Origin of the sequence: Synechococcus sp. M16CYN (genome assembly GCF_040371545.1) — a bacterium.
Lineage (GTDB): Bacteria > Cyanobacteriota > Cyanobacteriia > PCC-6307 > Cyanobiaceae > Parasynechococcus.
This window is the reverse complement of the sequence record NZ_AP029048.1, coordinates 759391-783780: the sequence shown is the minus strand read 5'-3', so window position 1 is coordinate 783780 and position 24390 is coordinate 759391. Positions and strand designations below refer to the sequence as shown.

20 protein-coding genes are annotated in these 24390 nt (G+C 48.4%); 10 read left to right on the top strand and 10 right to left on the bottom strand.

The annotated features are described in order from the left end of the window. Window positions 1–173: 173 nt before the first annotated feature. Window positions 174–1691 (bottom strand): hypothetical protein, encoded by a 1518-nt coding sequence (locus tag ABWV55_RS03655; RefSeq protein WP_353292339.1) that lies wholly within the window; start codon window positions 1689–1691, stop codon window positions 174–176. Window positions 1692–1749: 58 nt separating this feature from the next. Between ABWV55_RS03655 and lepB the strand changes: the two genes are divergently transcribed. Continuing rightward, the gene (gene lepB / locus ABWV55_RS03650; protein WP_353292338.1) at window positions 1750–2439 is read left to right on the top strand and encodes a signal peptidase I; all 690 of its coding nucleotides are present in this window, start codon (window positions 1750–1752) and stop codon (window positions 2437–2439) included. On the opposite strand, the gene ABWV55_RS03645 is transcribed toward lepB, so the two are convergent. Both ABWV55_RS03645 and ABWV55_RS03640 read right to left on the bottom strand, forming a co-directional pair. Beyond that, window positions 2429–3691: a dihydroorotase gene (locus ABWV55_RS03645; protein WP_353292337.1), complete on the bottom strand. Its 1263-nt coding sequence runs from the start codon at window positions 3689–3691 to the stop codon at window positions 2429–2431. The genes lepB and ABWV55_RS03645 overlap by 11 nt on opposite strands. A gap of 5 nt (window positions 3692–3696) precedes the next feature. Further along, a complete protein-coding gene (locus tag ABWV55_RS03640; protein WP_353292336.1) occupies window positions 3697–5025 on the bottom strand; it encodes a histidine phosphatase family protein in 1329 nt (442 codons plus the stop codon). 79 nt (window positions 5026–5104) lie between these two features. Between ABWV55_RS03640 and ABWV55_RS03635 the strand changes: the two genes are divergently transcribed. From ABWV55_RS03635 to ABWV55_RS03620, 4 genes are all read left to right on the top strand, one after another. Then, window positions 5105–6367 carry a type II CAAX endopeptidase family protein gene (locus ABWV55_RS03635; protein WP_353292335.1) on the top strand — a complete coding sequence of 421 codons (1263 nt, stop codon included), beginning with the start codon at window positions 5105–5107 and terminating at the stop codon, window positions 6365–6367. Between the two features lie 83 nt (window positions 6368–6450). Beyond that, entirely contained in the window at window positions 6451–6858 is a 408-nt protein-coding gene (locus ABWV55_RS03630) for a hypothetical protein (protein WP_353292334.1), read from the top strand. Next, window positions 6858–8684 (top strand): penicillin-binding protein 2, encoded by a 1827-nt coding sequence (locus ABWV55_RS03625; protein WP_353292333.1) that lies wholly within the window; start codon window positions 6858–6860, stop codon window positions 8682–8684. The genes ABWV55_RS03630 and ABWV55_RS03625 overlap by 1 nt, the downstream gene beginning before the upstream one ends. A gap of 52 nt (window positions 8685–8736) precedes the next feature. After that, window positions 8737–9909: a transaldolase gene (locus ABWV55_RS03620; RefSeq protein WP_353292332.1), complete on the top strand. Its 1173-nt coding sequence runs from the start codon at window positions 8737–8739 to the stop codon at window positions 9907–9909. A 1954-nt stretch (window positions 9910–11863) separates the two neighbouring features. On the opposite strand, the gene frr is transcribed toward ABWV55_RS03620, so the two are convergent. The 4 genes from frr to ABWV55_RS03600 form a co-directional block, all read right to left on the bottom strand. Continuing rightward, a complete protein-coding gene (gene frr / locus ABWV55_RS03615; RefSeq protein WP_353292331.1) occupies window positions 11864–12412 on the bottom strand; it encodes a ribosome recycling factor in 549 nt (182 codons plus the stop codon). 28 nt (window positions 12413–12440) lie between these two features. Beyond that, window positions 12441–13154, bottom strand: coding sequence for a UMP kinase (gene pyrH / locus ABWV55_RS03610; protein WP_353292330.1), 714 nt, complete (start codon window positions 13152–13154; stop codon window positions 12441–12443). 278 nt (window positions 13155–13432) lie between these two features. Then, window positions 13433–14113 (bottom strand): cob(I)yrinic acid a,c-diamide adenosyltransferase, encoded by a 681-nt coding sequence (gene cobO / locus ABWV55_RS03605; RefSeq protein WP_353292329.1) that lies wholly within the window; start codon window positions 14111–14113, stop codon window positions 13433–13435. Beyond that, window positions 14110–14739: a methyltransferase domain-containing protein gene (locus tag ABWV55_RS03600; RefSeq protein WP_353292328.1), complete on the bottom strand. Its 630-nt coding sequence runs from the start codon at window positions 14737–14739 to the stop codon at window positions 14110–14112. Before ABWV55_RS03600 ends, cobO begins: the two co-directional genes overlap by 4 nt. A 1187-nt stretch (window positions 14740–15926) precedes the next feature. Between ABWV55_RS03600 and hemH the strand changes: the two genes are divergently transcribed. The 5 genes from hemH to ABWV55_RS03575 all read left to right on the top strand — a co-directional run bounded on the left by hemH (window position 15927) and on the right by ABWV55_RS03575 (window position 21437). Continuing rightward, entirely contained in the window at window positions 15927–17102 is a 1176-nt protein-coding gene (hemH, locus tag ABWV55_RS03595) for a ferrochelatase (protein WP_353292327.1), read from the top strand. 224 nt (window positions 17103–17326) lie between these two features. Beyond that, window positions 17327–19123 (top strand): biosynthetic-type acetolactate synthase large subunit, encoded by a 1797-nt coding sequence (gene ilvB, locus ABWV55_RS03590; protein WP_353292552.1) that lies wholly within the window; start codon window positions 17327–17329, stop codon window positions 19121–19123. Next, window positions 19105–19473, top strand: a complete 369-nt coding sequence (locus tag ABWV55_RS03585; protein ID WP_353292326.1) for a nuclease — start codon at window positions 19105–19107, stop codon at window positions 19471–19473. The genes ilvB and ABWV55_RS03585 overlap by 19 nt, the downstream gene beginning before the upstream one ends. Further along, complete coding sequence (locus tag ABWV55_RS03580) at window positions 19474–19698, top strand: GIVxVP protein (protein WP_353292325.1); 225 nt, start codon at window positions 19474–19476, stop codon at window positions 19696–19698. Window positions 19699–19781: 83 nt separating this feature from the next. Beyond that, window positions 19782–21437 (top strand): FAD-dependent protein, encoded by a 1656-nt coding sequence (locus ABWV55_RS03575; protein ID WP_353292324.1) that lies wholly within the window; start codon window positions 19782–19784, stop codon window positions 21435–21437. Here ABWV55_RS03575 and pgeF read toward each other — a convergent pair. The 3 genes from pgeF to ABWV55_RS03560 are packed head-to-tail and all read right to left on the bottom strand — an operon-like array spanning window position 21416 to window position 24359. After that, window positions 21416–22243, bottom strand: a complete 828-nt coding sequence (gene pgeF, locus ABWV55_RS03570; RefSeq protein ID WP_353292323.1) for a peptidoglycan editing factor PgeF — start codon at window positions 22241–22243, stop codon at window positions 21416–21418. The two genes, ABWV55_RS03575 and pgeF, sit on opposite strands and share 22 nt — an antisense overlap. Next, complete coding sequence (locus ABWV55_RS03565; protein WP_353292322.1) at window positions 22240–23121, bottom strand: Tab2/Atab2 family RNA-binding protein; 882 nt, start codon at window positions 23119–23121, stop codon at window positions 22240–22242. The genes pgeF and ABWV55_RS03565 overlap by 4 nt, the downstream gene beginning before the upstream one ends. Next, a complete protein-coding gene (locus ABWV55_RS03560; protein ID WP_353292321.1) occupies window positions 23118–24359 on the bottom strand; it encodes a S1 RNA-binding domain-containing protein in 1242 nt (413 codons plus the stop codon). The genes ABWV55_RS03565 and ABWV55_RS03560 overlap by 4 nt, the downstream gene beginning before the upstream one ends. Window positions 24360–24390: the final 31 nt, after the last annotated feature.

The following is a 24390-nucleotide window of genomic DNA, read 5'->3' as shown; positions in this document are numbered from 1 at the left end:
ATCCCTATGCATTTCCTAAGGAATTGTTACACCTGGAAATGTGATCATTTGGGGTATCGCGAACAATTTTCTTAAAGGCCAAGAGTTGTTGCTCGGCATCAGCGAGCGAAGTTATTATATTCTGCGATCTTTAAATCATTAAAATCGCAACTAATGTTGAAGCTTTGGATTGCTTAATTCTTGAGTGAAGGTTTAGAAGTTTTCCGGCTGTAAAAACCGAGGTTCGAGCCGTTCACTTCATCGATAAGTGTATTTATATCATCTTGATTTCTCAACCGGTGGAAGCCATAGTGCTTAAAATCCTCTAGGAAGGATATGAGCAAATCCTGGCTACGTTCCAGGACAGTACCTTGGTCCAAGATGGTTGCTAGTTCTTCCCATAACCGATCGAGAACATCTGTACCTAAATCCTCGAGCACTTGATCACGTTGACCAATTCGGTTGCCTGCTCCTCGTGATAGATCGAGAACGGAGTCGACCACACTAATAGCCAGTTGTCGACTTAGTTGGGCTTCGGCTGTCTGAGGTTCTCCAACGCGGCGCAGCGGCTTTGGCATCACGCCTCTACCTAGACTGCGATGAAGCATATGGCTAATCAAAGCTACAAGTTGAGGCCGCAGTGCTGGCCCGACCTTGGTTAGTAACAGAGGTAGCCAAAGCCGCATCAATTCTACTAGTTTGTGGTTACCATTTCGATCGTTGTTTTGATGAACGCGTATCCTTCGAACCTGTTCCGAAAGTTGGGGAGATCGTATGAGCTGTTGCAAGGCATCCACTACATAAAGTGTGATCACCTCAAATAACTCCACTGCTAAGAGCGTTACCACGCCGCGACTAATCACCGCTCGTATAGGCTCGAGTTGGATTAGACCCGCATTAGATAGTCGCTCTGTTACCGGAATAACTCGTAACCAACGGGCAAATGGAAGCAACATTGGGAGGTCGATCCAACGCCGCAATAATGCATCCCTCCAGTGAAGTGTAGGATGGCGCCGCTTCCATCGAAGACAGCGGATCACTATATCTAATAGAAAAAGCAATTGGAAAGGTGTATCAACGCGCCAACTCAAATCTGTTGGCTGACCCTTCTCATCAATGCTTCGCCAATAATTGATTTCAACCAGAGGCAGTATTTGTTGATTCCAAAACTGACGTTCTTGCATCCAGTTGTTCTGTTTCAGATGCCTTGTGCTAAGCAGAGCTTCGGCTGCATCTTTAGCTGAATCCAGGCCAGTACGAATCCGCAGACGGTTTCTAAGTTCATCTAAGGCTCTTGTATTACTAAAGCTGGCGAATGGTCGGGGGCTGACGAGGTCTCCGGTGAGGTCTTGCTGCTGCCTCAGCAATGCGATAGTAATCGCTGAGCTGAATGTGCTGTCTGTTTGCAGTGCCTTATCGAGTCGTTCAAACCCATCGAGATAAGTCTGAGTTTCGCGGTGTGGTTCGATCCCTTTCAGTGAATCTAGTACGAGAGTGATGTCAGAGAGCCAAGGAAGGGGCACCATGAATGAAATCGATGACTCTGGATGGAGGTTGCGCTGAAGCCAGAAATTACGCAGGGGGATGTAGCTCAAATCAACGGTCACCCACGCCAGATTCAAGGTGGCCATGAAGGCAATGATCTGATCCCATCGACGCCAAGACCTAGCCTTTTGCTGCGGTTGTAATCTTTGCCAACGTGGTCGGGTCATGGCGACTGCGTACTGCTCCTATCGTGGGGTATGAAGAACAAGCCTGCCTACATTGAACGTGGAGAAACGGCCTTCAGGTGTAATAGGCAAAATCAATCTCATCTGGGATTTTTGGGCCCCTTTTTTGTTCACTGTCTCCGTTTATTTGCTAATTCGTCAGTTCGCTTTTGAAGCGCGTTACATCCCATCAGGATCCATGTTGCCAGGCCTTCAAATTGGCGATAAACTAATTATTGAAAAGCTCTCCTACCAGGAAAGGCCTCCAAGTCGTGGTGACATCGTCGTTTTCAACTCACCCAGCGTATTTGATCCAATCTGGAGTCTTGGTGCTGGTCGTCCGGGTTTCCTAAAGTGCGGCTTAGTCACCTTTCCCGGGGTAAGCTGGTTTATAGATCAAATTCTTGTGCAGCGTTACCCTGAGTGTGATGCATGGATTAAACGAGTTGTCGGTGTACCTGGAGATGTAATAGAGGTAAATACTAAAGGTCAGGTTTCCATTAATGGCAAGCAATTCTATGAGCCATATGTCTCTAATTTCTGTATTGCGGATAGCTTAAAAATGACCGGCTGCCGGGGACTGTACGCTTCTGTTCCCGAGGGCAATGTAGTGGTACTTGGCGATAATCGTCAAAATAGTCAGGATGCCCGTCGCTGGCCTGGGGGGCCATTTTTACCAAATAACCAAATCATTGGTCGTGCCGTATTCCGCTTCTGGCCTCCCTCAAGGACTGGTCTTCTTAATAACTAAGCCCGCTGGCGATCACGCGACCTGTAAGTTGTTGACCCAGGAAGGGCACATTTGCTCCCCGTGGAGCTTGGGGATCATCTCGTCTCACGGTCCACAGGTGATTAGGATCGAATAGAAGCCAACGGCGACTTCCTTGGCTAAGTTGTTCCGGGGGTTGATCAATCAAGGCAGAAGGGCCAAAACTCAAAGCGTGCCATAGACTCTCAATGGACCCCTTATGTTGATTTACCAGCGCCTCCCAAAGGGCGGGTAAAACGAGATGATGGCCGCATAACCCTGGCCTCCGCTGATCAGAGGGTAACAGCATGTCCTCATCATCAAGCGATATGGCGTGGACTGAAATGGCGGTGATGGTCCGGTTCAACACAGCATCGATCAACTGTTCGCGATCCTTTGGACCTCCTAGAGATGGGTGCACACGCCAGCCAAGAGCCTCAGCCACTAGCCCGTTGCGATCAGCCAGCAGATGCCACCAGTTGACAGAACTCAACGGTGCGTCTCGTCCATAAGCCACGAGATGCTCTACCGCTGCGGCGGTAGAGAGGTTCATTAGACGCAGGTGACGATCGTGATGTCGTTTTTGCAAGGCTAGCAGCTGAATCAAAGGCAGGATTTCGCTGGTTAGGGGGTCTTGAGGCCATCCCGCTCGTAAAGCCTCAACTCCTTCACGCACCATGCCATCACCTTGTAATACGGGGTCCCTCGGGGCGACGAGTACAGGAAAGCTACCCATCTCACCAAGCAAGAGCCCCTGCTCTAGCAACTGAGGAGAAATGAATGCGTCATCATCTGCAAGTCCAATTGCTCCATGCTCTATCAAGTCTCTATGAGGTGTTAGGCCTTTCGACCTTCCGTTTTGGCTAAATCCCCCCCAAAGGTGCAGGTGTACGTCAGAAGTAGAGCCTCGAGAAAAATCTTGCAGGCAATCGGGTCGGTCACGCCATACTCTCCCTCGGGGCAGTAGAGCTATTTGGCCATATCCGGCAGAGGCTGCGCAACGTCGTAAGCTTTCGATCGTTTCATGGGTGCCATTACAGGGTGTCTCGAGTATTGAGTGTGGATCCACTAAACATGGAGCTACAATCTGTGTAGGAGCCGCAGTGGAGGCAACGCCTAAACCAATAGCTTTCTGGCGAGATTCTTCACCAAAGGCAGTCAATACGCCGGCTTCGATCAATACTGCGCTCAGCTCGACTGAATATTCGATACCGCGTAGCACGCGAACCGGATCCAACAACAGAGTGTTGTTCATAGTCCTTAAAGGGCACCTACAGCGGTACAATCAACCATGCTGCCGAAGTGGGAGGTGAGATTAAGGCAGGTCACCACTACAGATCGGCTTGAATCCAGAGGAATGTCGACGACGGTAACTCCACCATTCCCTTGCTTTACAGACCAAATGTCAGCCGGAGTGAGTCCCAGCAGATCACACAGGATTGTTTTGTTCACTGCATCATGGGCTACAACTAAAGCAGTTTCTGCGGGTTTGAGGCCTTCAGCGATTTCAGCCCAGCTTTGAACCGAACGAGCCCAGACGTCTTGAATCGCTTCGCCTTCAGGCATTTGAGCAGTTGCTGGACTATGCCTCCAGGCCTCGAGAAGATTAGGCCACTCGTTGCGTATTTCAGACTCAAGCTTCCCTTCCCAAAGACCATGTCCAATCTCTATTAGTCCGTTGGTCTGAGTTAGTGTGACATTGGGATGTGCTTGAAGAATGATTTCTGCGGTTTCGATTGAGCGCGAAAGAGTGCTGCTCCAAGCCTGATCGATAGAGACATTCTTGAGAAAGTTCCGCGTAGCAGAGGCTTGACTGCGACCGTTCTTATTAAGAGGGATATCGAGCCGACCCTGGAAACGACCAGCTTTGTTCCAATCGGTTTCTCCGTGACGTACTAAAATTAAACGAGCTCCATCTCCCTTGGTCGGAAAAGGCTGCAGATGAGTAGTGTTATTTAGACATTCTATCTGAACTTGAGGAGCCTCAGGACCGGGGTAGAGGTTGATTATAGAAAGAGATGTATTATCTATTTGCAAACGCTGAAAACCTTGTTTTGGTTCACCTAACAATGTGAGCATTAAGCAACGCAGAATGGCATTGTGGCCCACAATTAGAATAGTGGCGTCGGCTTCTACGGGGTGACGCTGGAGCAGATGGTCAATAAACCGAGTTGCTTGCTTTGTAAGTTCCGCAAGGGGATTGTATGTAGAACCGTCGCGACGCTTGAGTTCAAGCTCAAGAGGCTGCCGTTTCCAGAGGCTATATTCCTCCGGATGACATTCGATTAATTCTTCGACGCTCCGACCAGACCAAGGTTCGAGGTCAACCTCCAGCAGACCGTCTTCAAATTCCGTTGCGGGTGCAGGTCCCCCTCTTGCCTTCAAGAGTGAGGCAGTTGTGGCAACAGCCCTCTTGAGAGGAGAACTATAAACCGCATCGATAGTCATCTCCTTTAAGGATCGTCCAATACCTTGAGCTTGTTCATGTCCTTCATCCGTGAGGTTGGATGAGTCATCGCGCCCCTGGATCCGGCGCGCCTGGTTGAAGCTACTCAGACCGTGGCGGACCAAGAGAAGGCAAAGGGACACGATTTAGTTGCAAGGCGCGGTCATCGTATGGGGCAAAGGTTGCAGAGGGACAATCAAAAGTCATCGCGCCGGCTCTTAGGTGTCCAGTTCTTCACGACAGACTTCTCCCCGCTGGAAAGTACTTCTGGCGGCCTTGTCTCTTGTACTGGCGGGTTTTATCTGGCTATCGGGACTTATTGACAGTCTCTCTCGGCCATCGGTTTCTCCCTCTCTCACCATTCAACAGCAAGAACTTTCGTTATTGGCTGAACCCGCTATTCCTCCATCATTGCGAGAGTTGTTGTTAGGCAAGGACCCGCGCAGCGCCTTGCTCAGAGCCTTAGAGGCTAGTTCTCTAAAGGAGCTTAGCGACCGACAGCAACTTCTCCTGAGTCTACTCCGGTTCGATAAAACGCCCCCAATAGTCGACAACCGTTGGTCAGATGATCCATTACTGATGCGTTTTATATGCGAAGGGCGTAAAGGCCAGGTCGCGGATTGCATCAATGTAGAGTCAGCCTTGGCAGCGGCTTGGCGCCTCGCCATAAGCAGTTTACTGCCTGTGCTCACCGTTTTATTGGGCAGCCTTTTATTGGTAGTTCAAACTTGGCGTGCTTTACGAGGCCGCAGCGAGGTGTGGCCTATTGTTCAGGGGCCAGCACTAACCCTGATCGATTTGGCCTTGTTGGTAGCGGGCGGCTTTGTGGTTATCGGCGCCGTAGGAGTACCTTTAATTGCCCTTCCACTGATTTCAAGCCTTACAACGGAAATGAAAAGTCCGAGACGTGAGGCCGTATCGGTACTGATCAATTACAGCATGATGGCCCTGCCCAGTTTGTTGATCCTCTGGCGTCAGCTTAAATCTTTACCTAGGGCGCAAGCTCCAATAGGTGGTTGGCTACAGTGGCGGTGGAGGCCGTTACCTGAAGCGATTACATCAGCCTTGAGTGGCTGGCTGATGGTGACGCCCGTGGTTGTAGCGATCAGCTGGCTTTTAGTTAGATTAGTTGGAGACACTAGCGGCAGCAATCCTTTGCTGGAGCTCGTTTTGGAGAGCAGTGATCAGCTGTCCCTGTTGCTGCTTGGAATCACCGCTGTCGTTTTGGCGCCGTTATTTGAAGAGACGATCTTTCGTGGTGCGCTTCTTCCCATACTGGCGCAACGCTTAGGAATGTTTGCGGGTGTCTTACTCAGTGCTCTGTTGTTCGCTACAGCACATATCAGTATTGGCGAGCTGGCGCCATTGACCGTGCTTGGGATCGGCTTGGCAGTAGTGCGGATCAGTACCGGACGCCTATTACCCGCGGTCTTAATGCATGCGTTGTGGAATGCGGTTACCTTTCTTAATCTGCTTGTGCTCTAAGCCTTGCCACTCTCTAAAGCAGGTGATTCACTAGCCTATTCACATTTCCAAGGGTGATTGCTGCTCCGGAAAAGCGTCCATCGATGAGGACCTTCAAGCTCATCCAAGGTTCTCTGTTGGCCGGACGCGTTACCAGGCGGTCAACTCAGTTAGTAAGCATTCACTGTTTCATGGATATCACCTTGTTGGTAGCTGCTAGCCTTGTGGCAGTATTAGCCGGTTTGACGTTGCATTGGCAGCATCGTTGGACCGTGGCTTTTGACCGGCTGGAATCCACGCGAATTCAGGCTTATCGATTAACCGAGTCAACGGCTGTAATGGAACAGCACTGGCTACGCAATACCACTCAACCTGTAAACCTCGTTCCGACACGAGCTATCAACCTAGTCCATATCAGACACCCTGCTTCTGCAGAGCAGCCTTCCCCCAAGGTCTCTATTTCCCTTTTTCTAAGTCATTTAGTTTCTCAGCGCCTAAGGTCTGGTTATTAATGGTGCGATATTATTTACCTGGACAACAATCTCGACATTCGTTACGCAATACGTCAGGCAAAACGCATAAGAAAGTTGTTTCTTTGGTTCAGGTTCCATCTAGGCGGTTATGGATCATTTTTTTGCTTCTTTGTAGCGGTTTAGTTGGTCTAATCGGACGCACAGGTTGGTTGCAGTTAGTACAGGCTCCGACATTAAAAAAGCAAGCTCGGCAGCTTCAAACTCAACTTACCCAACCCCTAGGTCAACGTCGACCCATTATCGATCGAACCGGTCGTTTAGTGGCCATTGATGAGAAGCGTTTTCGCCTTTGGGCCCATCCTCGTTACTTCAATTTTCCTGGAGATGATTCCGGCCTGGTGCGTCCACCGGCAGATGTAGCGGAAGTTTTGGCCGAACATTTAGCGATACAAGCCTCTGACTTACTGAAGATGATGGGGCGGCGTACCTCCGGGATCAAGCTGGAGGAACAAATCGATCTTGAAACCGCAAAACGCATTCAGTCTCTTGGTATTAGCGGCTTAGATCTCGAAGCCTACTCTCAGAGGATTTATCCACAGGCCTCGCTATTTGCCAATGTTGTGGGGTTCCTTAATACGGAGCGTGTTCCTCAGGCAGGGCTAGAGCGCAGCCGTCACAGTGACCTGGCCAGACAAGAACAAGTCCTTAGTCTCCGCCGCGGTGCTGATGGCACACCACTACCAGACCGCGTAGCTAAGGGAGCCTTCTACGGCGATGACCTACAGCTTCAGCTTACCCTCGATTCACGACTTCAACAACTTGCCCTGAATGCTTTGACTAAACAAGTGGCCGAATGGAAGGCCAAGAAAGGCGCTGCGATCGTGATGGATGCCACCAATGGAGAACTGCTGGTTTTGGTCTCGACACCTACCTACGACCCCAATCGTTATTGGAGTTTTCCAACCGGACGTTTCCGCGAGTGGTCTGTCCAAGACCTTTACGAGCCAGGCTCCGCGTTTAAGCCCATTAATCTAGCTTTAGCTCTACAGGAAAGGGCAATTCAGCCCAATGATCGTGTGCATGATGTTGGAAGACTGACAATTGGCGGATGGCCTATCAACAACCACGACAAAAAAGCCAATGGCTTGATTGGTTTGGCTAAGGTCCTCCAAGTGTCAAGCAACGTTGGCATGGTGCAGGCAATGCGACGACTTGACGATCATCTTTATTGGACTTGGATGCATCGTCTTGGTATTGATCAACGTCCAAATACTGATTTGCCAGGGGCTGTCGCAGGCCAATTGAAGAGCCGGAAACAGTTTACAACACAGCCAATCGAACCAGCTACAACAGCGTTTGGTCAGGGTTTTTCCCTGACTCCGTTAAAACTAGTACAACTTCACGCCATGTTAGCAAATAAAGGAAAAATAGTTGATCCTCATATTACGCAAGGCTTTCGTTCTGGTGAGTCTCTGACCCCAGCTAATTTTTCTTCGAGTCGGCAGCTACTTCGTCCGGAGGTGACTCAAACTGTACTGGAATGGATGGAATCCGTTGTAGACGAGGGTAGCGGTAGGGGAGCCAAAACACCAGGCTATCGCATCGGAGGAAAAACTGGGACGGCTCAGAAAGCCGTAAACGGAACTTATATACCTGGAGCAAAAATTTGCAGCTTCGTTGCTACGTTACCAATAGACAACCCACGCTATGTAATTTTTGTTGTCGTGGATGAACCCCAGGGAACCCATGCTTATGGTTCAACTGTCGCTGTCCCCGTCGCCAAACAAATCATTGACGCCTTGCTCGTTGTTGAGGGTATTGCGCCTTCCAAGCCTGCCAATTTGAATAGCCCGACCAAGAGCTGACGGCTTGAAAATCATAGCTATTTTACGACAACATTATAAAACCTTAGCCGCTATGACTAGCTTGCTTGAACAGCTCTCTGAGATGACCGTTGTTGTGGCAGATACCGGCGATCTTGAAGCAATTAAAAAATTCACACCTCGGGACGCAACTACCAACCCTTCACTAATCTTGACTGCTGCGCAGATTCCGGCTTATCAAAATTTGATTGATGAAGCGTTACGGTCTTCACGCAAGCTTATTGGAGAGGATGCTCCGGTAGAAGAGGTAGTGCGCGAAGCATTAGATGAGATAAGTGTGATTTTTGGTAAAGAGATTTTAAAAATCGTTCCCCACCGCGTATCAACTGAGGTCGATGCACGTTTAAGTTACGACACCGATGCTACGATCGAAAAGGGAAGGAAAATTATTCGACTTTATAACGATGCTGGGATCAGCAGTGATCGCGTGTTGATCAAAATTGCGTCCACCTGGGAAGGGATTAAGGCGGCAGAAGTACTTGAGAAAGAAGGTATTCATTGCAATCTCACGCTTCTTTTTGGCTTTGGACAGGCTATTGCCTGCGCCGAAGCAGGTGTGACTTTGATTTCTCCATTCGTGGGACGAATTTTGGATTGGTATAAAGCCGAGACAGGTCGTGATTCTTATCCAGGTACTGAGGATCCCGGTGTTCTTTCTGTGACTAAAATTTTTAATTACTACAAGAGCTTTGGTTACAAAACTGAAGTAATGGGGGCTAGCTTCCGCAACATAGACGAAATTATCGAATTGGCTGGTTGTGACCTTCTCACTATTTCTCCCAAGTTTCTTAATCAGTTGCAAGAGACACATAAACCTCTAGCTCGCAAGCTAAATGCTTCAACCTCAACTAGTAGAGTTGAACAAATTCAAGTAGATCGAGAGCATTTTGATGCGTTGATGTCAGAAGATCGCATGGCAGCTGACAAGCTCGATGAAGGCATTAAAGGCTTTAGTAAAGCAATTGAAATCCTTGAGCAACAGTTAGCTCATCGTCTTGCTGAAGTGGAGGGTGGATCGGCCTTTGGCCATGCTGTTCAAGAAATTTTCTTACTCAATGATTTTAATGGAGATGGATGCATTACTCGTGACGAATGGCTAGGGAGTGACGCCATCTTTGATGTTCTCGATCAGGATCACGATGGTCGTCTTACCCCAGACGATATCCGTAAGGGCTTTGGCGCTGCCTTAGCATTGACTACTAACTGAGAAATCTATCTCAACTCAGGTATTACTCAGTAATAAAGCAAGTCAGATTAAACAGGATCATGAAGAACTTTTTATAAGCTATATTTTGGCTTGGAAATTTTACAGGTGATTATAAACACTTAGACAAGACAGAGATACTTGTCTGTTATTAGTTGATTGCAATAGCTTTCAAAAAGTTTTTACACTTAAATCAATCTCGACATCTATAATGGAATTATTATAGCTAGTCGCCTGACAATTGCGAACATCAAAATGGCTAAAATCCACAATGCCCACTTATAACTTTACCACTCTTTTAGATTATCTTTTAAAGCAAAGGTTGCTCATCTAAATATTTAGCTTACCGTACTCTATCTAAGCCTTAATATTTTCAGTGTAAAAAAATATGATTAGCAATAGCCCTCTATTAAGATATTTGTGCCTGTAAAAGCTAACTAAACACCTAAGATTTAAGCACTGTAGATATTACTATTAAGTATTTTTGAATCTGGTTGTAACTCAGAATCCTCTAAATAATTTAGTATGAAATATTAACCTGATACTGCTTTAGCGGTAACGTTAACAGCCTACCTAATCGTAGCTAATTGTAGGCCAGAGTTGTTTGCCAGGGTTGTTGCAAGGGCAGTCGCTTTATTACAAGTTATAAGGAATCATTAAATGCTTTTTAGCTAAGCTAGTTATGATTTTTTGTTATTTTACATTCCCCTTCTGATTTTTTATATATTTCCTCAGTGGAATATGCTTGCGACTGGCCTAGAAATTAGATCGAGATAGTACCTAAAATAATAGTAAATACTCTTACACTTTACAGAAAAACAACCTATCAACCTAGAGCAAGCTATATATTTTGACTGACTAGTAATCATATAATGGCAATATAAGCGAAGCTACATCAAATAAAGAGTCACCTAGTCCGCTAAAATTAATGATCTAAGGAAGATAACAAACTTATTTATTCACCAAGCTAGCAGCTCCTCTATTAATTAAAACTTAATCAGAACTTATGTTGTACGTGTCAACCGTTCTTAATTTTATGAATTAAACATCTTGATAAGAATTAAGTATCTTAATAGATTAAAGCTTAGCTTAATTAGACTGAACTAGCAAAAGAATTTGTTGCAGTTTCTGTTATTACAGAACAGCGTCAGCAAACCTTAGAGAGTTTAGTTCAGTATGTTTAAAAAATAATAGTGCTTTTTATTTTAGCGACAGAGTTTAAGTAAATGACTTATAACCGTAATTAAAATACTAGTTTAATATCTTAACTTAAATACATGCTCATATAAATTATCAAAAATTAGCTGCATAAAAAGAAATCTAGTAGCAGGAAAAATTCATTCTAATTGGTAATCATTATTAATCGATAGGTTTGTATTTTTACATACTTAAATAAATAACATAAAAATCTTCTGCACCTTATTTTTAGTTATTATTAAAGTTACACTAATCAAAATGTTATTGGCAATCTGGTAACAGATTAAGAGCTTAATGACATTAAATTACTCAATTAATATACTAAAAAAGTGCCTTATCTAATTCTTCGCTGGTTTGATAAACTTAGTATTTTTTAAAAACCGTTTGGTTTATTTTAGCTTTTACTAACATCAAATTAGTCAAAAGCATATTAATTTAGTATTTAATACTTTAACATTTTAGTATAATTACTCGAGCTGTTGAATTCATATCTTATCAGGCAAATGATTGATTCGTTGATTAGCCAAAGTAGCATTAATGACTTTAATATTTTTGAAGTAATCTTAGTAATGAGAGATTTTTAGTTATTTTTACGCAGTTAAAAACAAAATATATCTAGACATAACAAATTGAGTTAGTACAAACTTTAGCTGAACTATTGCTAACCATACATTAAAACCAATTTTTAACTATGATATTCACTATCTATTAGTAAGAATAATAGTAAAGTTCATAAGCTTTAGGATTAAAATTTTATATGTTATACCTTTAAAATGTCGACTTCTTTTTCTGCTAAATGCTTTTCAAGTTCAGCGATAAATTTATCAAGAACCTTCTGAATAGTATCTTGTTCGTCGCGACTTTGGTCTTCAGAAAAATCACCATTTTTTTCTTGCTTTTTAATTTTATCAATCGCATCTCGGCGCAGATTGCGCAAAGCCACCTTTCCCTCTTCTGAGTATTTGGCTGCCAGCTTACAGAATTCTTTGCGGCGTTCTTCCGTAAGCGGCGGCACATTGATACGAATAACCTTACCATCATTATTAGGTGTAAAACCTAATTCACTCTTGGTAATTGCTTTTTCAATGACTCCTAATTTGCTAGTATCAAACGGTTGGATTTGAATCGTTTGAGAATCAGGAGTTGAAAGCGTCGCCAACGCTTTTAGCGGTGTGTCAATACCGTAGTATTCAACGTTAACGCGATCAAGCAGGGAAGAACTTGCTCGACTAGTACGAATAGCATTCAAATTGCACCGGGTTGCTTCCACTGACTTACGCATACTGGCTTCAAGGTCTTTAATTGACATGATTTTTCAGGGCATTGGTGGTGGTGATTTAAGCGTAATTGCCGATTCGTGAACCGATTGGTTGTCCTGCAACCGCTTTATCGATGTTGCCATGTTCCAATAGGTCGAACACGACAATCGGAATGTTATTGTCTTTGCATAGAGAGATTGCGGTGGCATCCATAACACCAAGCTCTCCGCTCAGAACATCTTGGTAACTTAAATAATCATGTTTTACAGCGTCAGCGTATTTAGCTGGGTCCTTGTCGTATACGCCATCCACCTTGGTGGCTTTGAATACTACATCAGCGTTAATTTCAGCTGCGCGCAGAGCAGCGGTAGTATCTGTAGTAAAGAAAGGATTGCCGCAGCCGGCTCCGAACACCACAACACGTCCTTTCTCTAGGTGACGCATGGCCTTTCGTCGGATATAGGGCTCAGCCACCTCTTGCATTGCAATGGCAGTTTGCACACGCGTAGGGACTCCGGCCCGCTCTAAGCCGTCTTGCAATGCAATTGCATTCATCACCGTAGCCAGCATCCCAACGTAATCAGCGGTGGCTCTCTCCATCCCCGCAGCTGAGCCTTTGAGGCCACGAAAAATGTTGCCTCCACCGACGACGATAGCCAATTGGGTGCCGGACGCCACCACTTTGGCAACGTCTTTTGCAATAGAATGGACTATAGCGGGGTCAATGCCATACCCCTGAGAACCCATCAGGGCTTCGCCGCTGAGTTTCAGTAGGACGCGTGTGTAGCTCATCAACGGTCCAGATCTGCACGACAGTAGCAAGCGCTAACCAGGCATTCTGATCGCAGCTTGGATTAAGCAGATACTGATATGCTACGCCTGATACAGGTTAACTTGTCATGTCATCAGGAGCACGGCAGTAGCCGCGGCTCGCTTGGTTCGTTGCTGAACAGATGAGCTACGAAATGTCTTGTGCAACGTAATCCAAGGCTTGTCACGTCTTGCACGCGAGTAGGTCTATGGCGTCCGTCTGCCTAACCGTCTCAGGGTGATTTCGATTAAGACCGGATTTAAAATTCGACTCCGACCTGGGCTTTCACGCCTTGTTCACGAAACGGATGGTGAATCAGGGTCATTTCTGTCACGAGATCAGCGTTTTCTATCAGCTGACTCGGTGCGCCTCTGCCGGTAAGGACGACATGGGTAAGTCTGGGCCGCTCTCGGACCCCCGCTAAAACAGTTTCGACCGTGATGTAACCGAGCTTAATTGCTACATTTATCTCATCAAGTACCACAAGCTGTATCTTCGCGTCGCGGAGATAATTTAGGGCAATCCGCCAAGCTTCCCTCACAAGATGCTGGTCGCGCGCGCGGTCTTGTGTTTCCCAGGTGAATCCCTCTCCAAGGGCACGCCAAACTACTCGATCGCCGAAGACCTGCAGTGCTCGGGCTTCACCAGGTTCCCAGCTTCCCTTGATGAATTGAATCACAGCCACGCGTTTTCCATGGCCAAGGGTGCGTAAGACGAGCCCAAGGGAGGCCGTGGTTTTACCCTTACCCTGGCCGGTGAAAACCATCACCAATCCACTCTCTTTGTTGCGTTCTTCGACGCGTTGGCGCTGCACCTGCTGGCGCCGTTCCATGCGTTTGCGATAGCTAGTATCATCTCGCTCAGGGGCCAGGTACCCACCCATGCCAAGACCGGCAGCAGATCGGTCTAGGTCGTTAGTTTTAGAAGCGTTGTTGATCATGGGCGCCGAGCGATGATCCGTTGCAAGGCCTTACCTGCCAGCAACTGTTGCTCTACGTCGGTAAAACCGAGGGCCGATAGCTGAGCCGGTAGGTTGTCCTCTAGCATGGCGGTGGCGGTCTCGGTCTCGAACAAGGCGCAGAATAAACGCTGGGGAAACCGCATCAGTGGGTTAGCCATGTGAAGATCTATCAAGACAAGCCATCCTCCAGGTTTCAGGAGGCGCAGGGTCCCCTTCAAGACCTGTTCTCGTTCAGTTCGAGGGAATTCGTGAAGGGCAACGCTGAGTTGAATGGCGGCGAAACTCTGATCAGCGAAAGGCGGATCCTCTGCCAAACCCTCCACCCGCTGCATCAGAGGGTATCGCTGTACTGCTAAGTCTAGAGCTCGCGGTGATAGATCCAGTCCGGTTATGGCATATCCAGCATCGATCCAGGGAGCTGCAGCTTCACCACTGCCGCAACACAGATCAAGCACCGCAGCACCGGGCTCTAAGCGTTCTTTCAGCGCTTCAAGTCCCAGCCCTCGCAACCGCTGAACTCCTCCGACAGCGAGGGATGACACAGCAGTAACGCTATCGTAAATCCAACGATTACGGTAAGCCAGTAGGCGCAAAAAGGAGGTCATCAGGTACGTTGACGGACTCAGACCGCATCCGCTACCCATTGCTGATAGCGACAGGTAGTCTTAGTGACAGTGTACGCCGAGTCTAAATGGTCAGGGAGATGCCCACTATTTTGGCAACCACGATGCTAGGCAGTCCTAGTGTGAACAACTGCTATAACCTAGTCACGCCGTAGGTTATAAGGGGTGATCTATATTTATATCAGCAGGGCTGGTTATTCACTTAATTATTCCGCCTTAGACTAAGGCGGTGGAATCTAAAGCCGGCAAAAACCGACGGTAGCATTTTTGACCTTTGGCTCCCATCTCTAATGTTTCGCAATCGTTATCCACGAGACAATAGACAAGTAATTATTGCAAACCAATCCTCAATTACTACACTGCGAATGCTGTTGATGACTATCAACTCACAGGCTAACTTATAACGTAGAGACTTGGGGTCAGGAGCGTGACCTTAAGAATCTGATGATCGCCTTCGTTTAAAAATTGAAAAAAACCGCGTTTGATGCAAGCCATACTCATCCGCCTTCTCCGTGGCTCTATTCCTTAGGCAAATTTTGTGATGCGACTTTGACACAGCAGTGAGTCATTTGGCAATCCACGCCGCCATCGTCATTACCTTGATCATTCTGAAACGGCACGCTCGACCCGAGCTTCTCGCGTTGCGCTAAAGCTTTTAAACCATCCTAAAATCGTAGGAGATGTGCGCCTGTTCATATTCTTGCTTTCAGTTGAGAAGCAACATCGTCTATACATTAAAAATACTCCATCTTGAAATTTTTTTGATTGCCGATTGAAATCTGATGATTTTTTAAGTCACATCATGGGCGAGACGGTGCAGAGATGCTAATGATCCCGGTCGGCATTATTTTACTCAGGCCACCGTTGAGCTAGGCTCGTGGCTAGATACACCTCTTTCACTTTATAGCTACCACGTGTCTGCTTTCAGGCCAAAGGCGGTGCTTTGTACCTAATACCGCAGTCACCTCTAGTGGTAGCAGGAGGGCTAAGCTCTGCCAAAGGCAGGCAAAGCTTTTATTCCGGTCGTTCAATGCAAAAGCACGATCTTTGAGTGGTCAATTCGTTCTCAACGGCGACCAGCTCCCTTCGTAGCTCCATGTTTAGTCATCAGCTCTCTCAATGAGGTTTTAAGGCGGCTACCCTCAACCCCCGAGATTACTTATGTCCACATGCCCCGTGTCGGCGTCGTCCTGCTGAATTTGGGTGGACCAGAACGGATCCAGGATGTCGGACCATTTCTGTACAATCTGTTCGCAGATCCAGAAATTATTCGTCTACCTAGTCCTTCCCTGCAAAAACCATTGGCTTGGTTAATCAGCACCCTCCGCAGTGGTAAGTCCCAAGCAGCCTACCGGTCCATCGGCGGAGGCTCTCCTTTGCGGCGCATCACTGAACAACAGGCGCGAGAGCTTCAGAGCCTGCTGCGACAGCGGGGCATTAATGCCACAAGTTACGTGGCCATGCGTTACTGGCACCCCTTCACGGAGTCGGCGGTGGCTGATCTTAAAGCCGATGGGATGGATCAGGTGGTTGTCTTACCGCTATATCCCCATTTCTCGATCAGTACGAGCGGATCGAGTTTCCGCGAGCTGCAACGTTTGAGACGGGGGGATCCGAGCTTTGAAAAGTTGCCAATTCGTTGCATTCGCAGCTGGTTTGATCACCCCGGTTATGTGCGAGCGATGGCGGAGCTGATCGCTGCTGAGATCTATAACAGTGACGTTCCCGAAGAAGCTCACGTCTTTTTTAGCGCGCATGGAGTACCCAAGAGCTATGTGGAAGAAGCCGGTGATCCTTACCAAGATGAAATCGAAAACTGCACGTGCCTCATAATGGACAAGCTAACTGAGCTGGTTGGCCATGCCAATCCCCATACCCTCGCTTATCAAAGTCGTGTTGGTCCTGTTGAGTGGCTCCAGCCTTATACAGAGGAGGCCCTTGAGGCATTGGGTCAAGCAAAAACTCGGGATTTGGTTGTTGTTCCGATAAGCTTTGTGAGCGAACACATCGAGACCCTTGAAGAAATTGATATCGAATATCGAGACCTAGCTGCTAAAGCCGGCGTCGTAAACTTCCGCCGCGTTCGTGCTCTTGGTACATACAGACCATTCATTGAGGGTTTAGCCGACCTGGTCTCAACTAGTCTTGATGGTCCTGAGGTCAGCCTTGATGTGGCGGCTGAGTTACCTAGTAAGGTGAAGCTTTATCCCCAAGAAAAGTGGGAATGGGGGTGGAGTAATAGCTCGGAAGTTTGGAATGGTAGATTGGCGATGATTGGTTTTTTCGCCTTTCTTCTTGAGCTTATTAGTGGAAAAGGGCCACTCCACGCTTTGGGGCTATTCTAGAAATTTTAAACCACTCCGACAAAAATAACGCTGAACCCAATCTGAAAGCGTGTGGTCTACCCTAATTCACAAGGAAGCATTTGTTTGGTTACGGCTGGTTTAGAGATGCCGATAAACATGCGGTGCTTAATCTTTAGGGTCAATCCATTCCTGTTGCCGTGACTATCACCTCTGCTCCAACGGTTATCAACCGACAGCAGGTCATTGAGAATATCGTTCATCCCATGTCGGGGGCAGCTGCTCTCATGGACGCTTTACGGCGCCATGGAGTTAACACGATCTTCGGATACCCCGGCGGCGCGATCCTGCCGATTTATGATGCACTCCATATTGCCGAAAACGAGGGGTGGGTTAAACACTTTCTCGTGCGCCACGAACAAGCTGGAGCTCATGCAGCTGATGCCTACGCCCGAGTGACCGGCAGGGTAGGTGTTTGCTTCGGGACTTCAGGACCTGGAGCCACCAACCTTGTCACCGGTATCGCTACGGCCCAAATGGACTCGGTTCCCATGGTGATAATCACTGGCCAGGTAGCACGTCCGGCCATCGGTACAGACGCCTTCCAGGAAACCGATATCTTTGGCATCACCCTTCCCATTGTAAAGCATTCATGGGTGGTGCGCGATCCTGCAGATTTGGGCTCGGTTGTGGCACAGGCGTTTCTGATTGCAGCCAGTGGACGGCCAGGGCCGGTGCTAATTGATGTACCTAAAGACGTTGGTCAAGAAATATTTGATTACGTGCCGGTGGAGCCTGGTTCCATCGTTCCCCACGGTTTTCATCAGCCTGAACCTCCAATCGACACTGCGCTCAATGCAGCACTCGATCTGATCGAGGCCTCTCATCGTCCGTTGCTATACGTTGGGGGTGGCGCAATCTCTGCTGGATCTCACGATAGCCTGCGGGTGATTGCCGAGCGTTTTCAGATCCCCGTCACTACCACTTTGATGGGTAAAGGTGCCTTTGATGAAAACGATTCGCTTGCGGTTGGCATGCTCGGTATGCACGGTACTGCTTACGCCAACTTTGCTGTCACGGAATGTGACTTATTGATTGCCGTTGGAGCGCGATTTGATGATCGTGTTACAGGTAAACTGGACACCTTCGCCCCGAAAGCACGGGTAATTCACTTCGAGATTGATCCAACGGAGATTAGTAAAAACCGTCTCGCTGATGTAGCGGTCCTTGGGGATTTGAGCTTGAGTATGGTAAGGCTAGTGGAATTGAGCCTGCAGCGTCAAAAAAAATCTCGCACCTCCGCTTGGTTAGAGCAAATCGAAGGCTGGAAGCACCGTTATCCTCTTACAGTTCCTCCGAAAGCGGGGGACCTTTATCCACAGGAAGTGCTAATAGCGATACGAGATCTGGCTCCAAACGCAATAGTGACAACTGATGTTGGTCAACATCAGATGTGGGCAGCCCAGTACCTTCGCAATGGTCCACGGAACTGGATAAGCAGTGCTGGCCTTGGGACTATGGGTTTCGGTATGCCTGCTGCAATAGGGGCTCAGGTGGCCTGCCCTAACGCTCAAGTGATATGCATTGCCGGTGATGCCAGCATCCTAATGAACATTCAAGAGCTAGGAACTATCGCATCCTATGGACTACCCGTAAAGGTGGTAATAGTGAACAACCGCTGGCAGGGCATGGTGCGTCAGTGGCAGGAAAGCTTTTACGATGAGCGATACTCCTCTTCAGACATGCTTAAAGGCATGCCTGACTTTGCTGCGTTGGCGCGTTCCTTTGGTGTTAACGGCATAAAAATTACTGAACGGGAATCATTACATCGTGATCTCGAAGCGGCGCTCAACTCTACTGAGCCAGCACTAATTGATATCTCTGTCCGCCGAGGTGAGAACTGCTACCCAATGGTCCCGCCAGGCAAAAGCAACGCTCAAATGGTTGGCTTACCATCCCATCCGAAGCCATCAATGGATACAACAGTGCAGAGATGTTCATCCTGCGGTACCGTTACATTTCGTGAACACCGGTTCTGTCCCCAGTGTGGCATGTCCCTTTGATTCGAATCTTTCTACTACTTGGCTTGGTACTTTCTTGCAATGTCGTACCAGCGTTCGCTGCAGAGGTACTACATGTACAAGGTGGACCGCTTCTCCAAGTAGGAGATCGCAATCGCACCTACACAATTGAGTTAGCCTGTGTTGAAATTGTGCCGGAACAGGAATCAGAAGCTCTCGAATGGTTACGTCAACGGTTGCCTCGCCGTCGTCGCGTAAATCTTCAACCTATCGGATCTAGTAATGGCCAGCTTTTAGCCCGTGTGACTCCAATCGGTGAGGAAAAAAGTCTAAGCACAGGCCTGATAGATGCAGGTTTGGCAACGGACAGCTGTTTAGCGGAGCCTGGATAAATGGCTAGTAATAGGATTGCCCGGGGTATTGTCTTGGTGCCTTGCCTCCTTCTTGGCGGAACCTTTTTAGCTACCGCAGCCTGGGGAAAAGGGGCCGCGGCGGACAACAAGAACTTGGCGCTTGTCATTGGTATTGTCCTCGTACTTGCTGGTCTACTATCTCAGTGGCCTTTCTCGGAGGGTCTAGCGCCCAAGAGGTCAGACAAATTTAATGATGCTCCATGATTTGTTTTGCTTCAACAATGCTCCGAACCAATTATCAATCGCTTCGAGGTTGATGATATAGGCCCGAAATAAACGATTGTCAGATGATACGCCTAAGTGAGTTGAGGTTACCGCTTGATCATGGCGAGGGGGCGCTTACCAAGGCCGTGCTTAAGCGGTTGCATGTACCTGCCGATCAAGTACTAGAACAACGACTTGTCAAACGCAGCGTGGACGCGCGTCATCACGATCAAATTAAACTCGTCTACTCCGTTGATGTGCGCGTTCGAGGGGAGGCTACTCTACTAAAACGTCTCAGGCATAAGTCGGCGATTTGTCGAGTTTCAGACGTCCGCTATAAACCTGTAACCTTTGCTCCACAAGGATTCTTTAGAACCAATGATCAGCGGCCTGTGGTGATTGGGGCTGGTCCCTGCGGCTACTTCGCTGCTTTACTCCTGGCCCAGATGGGCTTTCAGCCACTCCTACTAGAACGAGGCCAGTCTATTAGACCGCGTACCTTGCAAACCTTTGCGTTCTGGCGGGGAGAATCAAGATTTAATCCTGAATCCAACGCGCAATTCGGCGAGGGTGGAGCCGGAACTTTCTCCGATGGGAAGCTCTACAGTCAAGTAAGTGATCCTGAGCATTACGGGCGCAAGGTACTTGAAGAGTTAGTAGCTAGTGGCGCCAACAAGGAGATCCTTACCTCACAACGCCCTCATATCGGCACTTTCAAGCTAGCCACGGTAGTCCGCGGGCTGCGAGCTCGAATTGAGGCTTTGGGTGGAGAAATTCGTTTTGCCAGCCGTGTAGAAAAATTACGTCTTGAAGTATGCCTGGGGGAAAAGCCCTACCAGCTTGTCGGCCTTGAACTGGCTAACGGCAAGTTTATCTCCTGCCGACACCTTGTTTTGGCTCCTGGTCACTCTGCCCGAGATTGTTTTGCAATGCTTGAACAAATTGGCGTCGAGTTAGAGACAAAACCATTTTCAATTGGGATTCGCATCGAACATCCTCAATCACTGATCAATACGGCTCGCTGGGGCACTTTTGCCGGCCACCCTAGGCTTGGCCCCGCAGAGTACAAGCTGGTTCATCATGCCAGCAACGGTCGCTGTGTCTACAGCTTCTGCATGTGTCCCGGCGGCTTGGTTATCGGAGCTACGTCAGAAGAAGGAGGAGTGGTGACTAATGGCATGAGTCAACACTCTCGGAACGAGCGCAATGCTAACAGTGGACTGGTGATGACGCTTAAACCAGAGGACTTGTATCCCTACGCACGGTATCCAGAAGACCCCCTAGCAGGAATTGCGCTCCAACGAGACCTCGAACAACGAGCCTATCGACTTGGCGGTAGCACCTACGCTGCACCTGCCCAGCGGTTAGGAGATTTCCTAGCAAATCGCCCATCTATGCACCTCGGATCAGTTGAAGCGTCCTACCAACCGGGAATTCGGCCATCCGATCTGAGTGACCTGCTTCCTCAATCTATGACTATGGCGTTACGGGAGGCCTTACCCGTTTTTGCCCGCCGCATATCAGGTTATGATCATCCTGATGCAGTTTTAACAGGTGTAGAGACGCGGACATCCTCTCCGGTACGGATTCCACGTGATACTGCGTTAGAATCGACTAATGTAAGTGGATTGATTCCGGCGGGTGAGGGGGCTGGCTATGCTGGCGGTATTCTCTCGGCTGGGATTGATGGAATTCGTTCTGCCGAGGCACTAGCACTTCAGCTAGTCACTGATGCCTGAGCGACAATGCCACTCCATTGGACTGCTTCTACCTGATCACGCCGCCACGAATGAAACAAATTTGGATTGTCTAGTGTGCACAAAGGGCAGCGACTGATTTTGTCGGTTTTGATGCCTTCTTGGCAGAGCTGAATAGTTGCCGCACCACGTATATCAAGACGTTGACATTCTGACATATCGTCGGGCAATAGAACCTCTGCCTGCAAAGAAATCCGATGGGACTGGATATTTTGATTGTGGTGCGATATCAGACTGTTGGTCACAGCATCGATAACTTCGCCTCCGACTTGGTAGCAAACCCCGCTGATAGCTGGGCCCAAAGCGATCAGAAGATCAGATCGTTTAGCACCAACCGTTTCTAGCTGCCGTATTGCCTCCGGAAGAATTCTGGCCGCAACGCCACGCCAACCAACGTGACACGCTGCAGCATGTCCCGTAATGGGATCAGCAATTAGCACTGGGGTGCAATCTGCCCCACAGACCCAAAGACTCTGTCCTCCCTGATCGCTCACCAAGCCGTCAGCTTCTGGCCATGGATCTCCCTTGGCTTTGCTGGCGGGGAGCACACGTCCACTGTGAACTTGTTGAGTTCGGTGAACAGTTACTCCTGCACTGATGTAACCAGCAAGTTCATCCGGTCCACGTCCCTGCCACAAACGAGTGAAAAAGCCATGTTCAAAACTTGCATTGTAGAGAAGGTCAGATTGGAGGTAATACCCCCCATAGCAGCCAATCCAGCTCCAGTCTTGGAGCGTGTTGAAGTTAATGTCGTGACGATCAAAGGGATCGACCGCTGAACCCGTCATGCAATGTGGATGTCACGCATCATCCAGAAGCCGGCAAAGGCTTGCTCATCTGGATTAGACTGGATCGCAATGAATTGAAGGCCGCCTACATCCTCCTGGCATGCGTCCAGTTCTGAAGCGACCCTCTGAGCTGTATAACCATCAAGATCACTCACTAACCAACGGTCGTCTTGTCCCGCTTCCAGAATTAATTGGCGCCCTTCTACGATCAAGCGCACTGGCTCTAAACCTCCAAACCATCCAGCCATGGCTAAGGAGCGGGTTTGGCTAAACAGTCGAAGCCCTGGGACTTGGGCCTGGTCCTTAATGCCTTTCGGCAATGGAAGCAGCCCGCTAAAGCTCATGGGCCAGTCGTTGGCGTCACGGAGTAGACTAGCGGGAAGAGTTGCCCATGCCCAGGCTTCACCTTGAACCTCTTCTGGAAGAGGAAGTGCTGGGGCAGGGATTAGCGCAGGTGGCAGAGCAAGAGGGCCTGTCATAAAACCTTTTTCTTGGGGATAAACCTCTCTCGCACGCTGCTCAAGCCAATCAATCAAGGCGAAGGTGCGACGGCTAGAAATGACCTCCAAATTTTGTTCCTTCGCCGCTCGCTGCACCATGGTTCGCATCGAGCTGCGCCAACAGCGCAGGCAAGCAGGTTCGCCAAAACCGGCTTCAATTGCCTGACCTCGAGCTTCAGAGAGTGCTTTGCTAAGCCAAAGAGAATTCACCTCTCCCGAGGGACAGATTTTGGCAAAACGGAAGGGGGCTACATTATCGTTAGCTAGTGGTGTTGTAGTGATCAACAGCTCCCAGCGTTTGTGACCATCTGACTCAAGGACTGGTCTGGAATAAAAATCAAGTTCCCAGTCAGCTCCTTTTTTTTTGGCCGTTTTCATCCAGCCGACTGTTCTTTTTGCTTGAGCATATTTTGGGCGCGATGAGCTCGGCTTGCTGCTTCGGCCATCACCTTGGTTTTATCAATCAATAATTCGCCGGGAGGCCCTTCAAGGAGTGCTGTATTGAGGCCAATACGCCCCCGACCGGGATCCAAATTAGTAATGAGGGCATTTACCCAATCCCCTTGTTTGAAGACCTCATGAATGAATCGAAGATTGCCATTAGTAATGGCTGATTGATGCAGCAATCCACTAATGCCGCCAAGGTCAATGAATAAGCCGTAAGGCTTAACCGAGACAACAAAACCTTCCACAAGTTGCCCCACTTTAAGCTCTTGAAAACGAGCAGCGACAGCTACGCGTTTTTCGGAAAGCACCAGCTTTCGGGTTTCGGAGTTCACTTCGATAAAGGCGACTCCAAGGGTTTTCCCCACAAGCTCCTGATAATTGCTACCGTCCTGCAACTGAGAGCGGGGGATGAACCCTCGAAGACCTTCTAAGTCACAAGTGACGCCACCGCGGTTGAAGCCGCTCACAATCACCTGCGCTACCTTTCCTTCCTGCTCCAGAACCTTCACTTTGTCCCAACTCTTGCGCAGTTGCAACGCGCGACGGCTGACAGTGACCATGCCATCGGCATTTTGTTCACGAGTAACTAAAACTTCGACTTCAAGTCCCTTGGGGAAACGCTCTTGAAAATCAGTAACTACACCAAGTCCCGCCTCTTTTTTTGGCATGAATCCCGGAGCTTTACCCCCGATATCCACATAAACGCCATCACTCTCAACGGCAATGATGGCACCTTTAATTATCTCACCGGTACTCCCAATCGGATCCTTTTCATCAAGGGCAGCTAGAAAGGCCGCCTCGTCGAAATCGCAATCTTCAACGTTGCGAGACTCGTCATCCCGCTTTTGTTTGAGCTTACTGCCGGTTGATCCCATGACGTCCGCCATGGATATGTCTCCTATGGCATCCACCTCTACACAGGTTCTATTGCTGAAGTCAGAGTGACCGTGCGATTGCCAGATCTGTGGCGGCCCGGCCAACACGACGTTCTCCTCTGATAGCTTTGCTTCTTTGGTAGTAGCTTCGGCTGCCAGTTGGGTTTTATCCACCTTACGCCGGAGTTGATTTTGTTCCTCTTTACGTTTGATACTTACCACCTGCAGGGGCTTATTGGCAGCCTGCTGAGGTGTTTTAGGGCGATTGGGCTGCGAACTGACGGCTGCGGCCATGGACCATTTTGGGTCATCGACTAACCAGTTT